Annotated in this window: 3 protein-coding genes; all 3 read right to left on the minus strand. The window is 55.9% G+C overall.

Features of this window, described 5'->3' with window-relative positions; genetic code table 11:
* Window positions 1–535, minus strand: a 535-nt coding sequence (locus tag ACSQ3D_RS27840; RefSeq protein ID WP_436129030.1) for a hypothetical protein, incomplete at its 3' end; no start/stop codon positions are given.
* A gap of 376 nt (window positions 536–911) precedes the next feature.
* The gene (locus tag ACSQ3D_RS27845) at window positions 912–1,337 is read right to left on the minus strand and encodes a DUF4288 domain-containing protein (RefSeq protein WP_436129031.1); all 426 of its coding nucleotides are present in this window, start codon (window positions 1,335–1,337) and stop codon (window positions 912–914) included.
* On the minus strand, window positions 1,303–1,801 hold a 499-nt coding region (locus ACSQ3D_RS27850; RefSeq protein ID WP_436129032.1), incomplete at its 5' end, for an RHS repeat-associated core domain-containing protein. The genes ACSQ3D_RS27845 and ACSQ3D_RS27850, both read right to left, overlap by 35 nt.

A 1,801-nucleotide genomic window follows, 5' to 3' on the forward strand; every position in this document is an offset into this window, starting at 1 on the left:
ACGCCGTCGTCGGCGCCTCGTCTCCGAACGCGCTGTGTGCCCACTGCCACGCCACCTTGCCGTCTTCCTGCGTCAGCCGCCGCGGGGTGTTCAGGTGGTCCGCGTGCACCGCGTACTGCCGCCCCTCTCCCACCACCGCAATCGGCATCGGGCCGTTGGCCGTGGGCAGCCAGATGTGCTGCGCTCCCTTGGTCGGTGCCGTGGCCGGGTTGGCCTCCATGGGGTATTCGCCCAGCAGGCTGCCGTCTTCTGCGTACACGAACGCCCGGCCCTGGGCCTGGGTGCTGTCCGTCTGCGGGCTCCACAGGCGCAGGCAGAAGTTCTTGGCGTCCTGCAGCAGGCTGCCGGCACCTTGGAAGCCCTGGGCACTCGGGGTGTTTGTACCGGGCTGATCTTGTTCTTCGTCCTCGTCGCCCAGCAGGGTAATCCGGGGTTGGCCGGCTTTGCTGGTGGGGTTGGTGTTGGTCGTGCTTGCGCCTGCCAACACGTCGGTCTTGAACACCCGAAGGCCGAGGGCGTTGTGCGCGTACTGCACGCTCGACGCTCCCGCCCCCGTGCCCAGCGTCACCCGCTCCAGCCTCCCCTTGGCTGTCGTACTGGTAGCAGTGCAGCCCGTCTCCCCGCTGGTGCCGGCCGCGCCTGTCGCTGGAAGAGTTATTTGGAGAAGACACACAGGCCCGGCGCTCCAAACGCGGCCCAGCGTCTAAATTGGAGAATCAACTGGAGCGCATCAGCACGCTGCCTAAGCCTCGCCAGCGCATGGTGATTGATGTGATCGAGGCCATGCTGGCTCAACACAGCTCGTAGTACTCGCAACGCTGGCACCATAAAAGAAGCCACCCGGAACCCCACAGCTTTAGCGGCTGGCAGGGGTTGCAGGTGGCTTTTTTATTAAAACTAGGTAAATTTAATTATTCTCGATATAGAACATTAACCATATCTCCTCGAGCAAGAGACAGCACCTCTTCCAGGGTATCCACCTCAAACTCGGAATAGCTTATCTCCACACCATCTGGCTGGGCATAAAACTGGGAATTTTCCGCCTGGGTTTCCACATCAATAATTTTTCTAACCCCGGCAAATCTATACGAAACCTTTTCTTCATTCAACTCCAGATGCCCATCCTCACTCAGATCTTGATTCTCTAATCCAATTTCCCTTGCAATCCTTTCAGCATCCTTCCAATCAACGGCAGAAATTAAGTATATATTTTCATTAATTAAATAAGATTCTTGGCTGCCATTTATTTTTTCGTAATAAAAAATCACATGAGCAGAAAACCACTGTTTTTTTGACATCATTTCAGCTCCCAGCTCTCTTACGCTTGTTTCGCTCACCACGTGCTTTCTGCTCTCGTTGTAGACGTTTTTTTTCCTCTGCGCTCGTACCCGGACTACGTAAACGACGATCAATCTCTTCATCAGAAACACCGATAAGGCCCGTATCCCTTACATTCTGCCGCCCACCTTTAGCATAGGTTAGGAGATCGTCGATCGCGTTACCGCAGCTTTCGATTCCTTGAGATATTAATGGCTGAAGCCACGGGTTGACATACTTATCAGTAAGCCAATAGCTACCCGCACCGACTACCGCCGCCCCCGCCGCTGGAGCAACCCATGGCGCTAACGACATCCCGGCCCCAGCGGCCCCCGCTGCCGGTAGAACCATCGAGGCATCTAACCCCATCGGATCCATATACGAAAGTGGATTCCCCCCCACATAGGCAAACCTATTGGCGCCTCCCTCAAGTCCTATAGGATCAGCCTGCGTATATTTTCCGCTCTTGCTGTCATAACTGCGA

This window comes from Acidovorax sp. LjRoot117 (assembly GCF_964252695.1).
In the GTDB taxonomy this organism is placed as follows: domain Bacteria; phylum Pseudomonadota; class Gammaproteobacteria; order Burkholderiales; family Burkholderiaceae_C; genus Acidovorax.